Genomic DNA, 423 nt, shown 5'->3' with positions numbered 1-423 from the left:
GTTCGGATTAATTTTACAATCTACCGACTATGTAATGAATTTATCAGAGATAATATTTAAGGGGTATGTTCCCATTGTTTTGTCGTGGATATTTCCTATCTTAATGCTATTTTTTGCAGTTTTTTTGGAACCGAATATTCAAATAGGTGTTTTCCTTTTGTTGTTACTAGCCATTATAGTGGGCATGTTAATACCTGGGATTGTTATCAGTTGGCTAATTATTGGATTAACCACTGTAGGATCTGGTATTCTTTTATTTGGCTACCTGGTTATTCCAGTTAACGACAAAGTCATCTTATTGTTAGCATTCCCAATTGAAGCAATTTTAGTTAATCTAGTCAGTAATTGGCTACTGAAGTGGCGATCATTAGGCCCTGATATAGCTTCAATACATCGCTATGGTAGCGTCAAGAATCTTGTGTA

General features: G+C 34.8%; 1 pseudogene. It reads left to right on the top strand.

Annotated features, from left to right (window positions below):
* Window positions 1–423: pseudogene (locus FD07_RS12695) on the top strand (hypothetical protein); the annotation flags it as partial.

This window comes from Levilactobacillus parabrevis ATCC 53295 (assembly GCF_001434055.1).
Taxonomy (GTDB): Bacteria; Bacillota; Bacilli; order Lactobacillales; family Lactobacillaceae; genus Levilactobacillus; species Levilactobacillus parabrevis.
The sequence above is the reverse complement of the archived record's forward strand: the minus strand, read 5'-3'. Positions and strand labels throughout refer to the sequence as shown.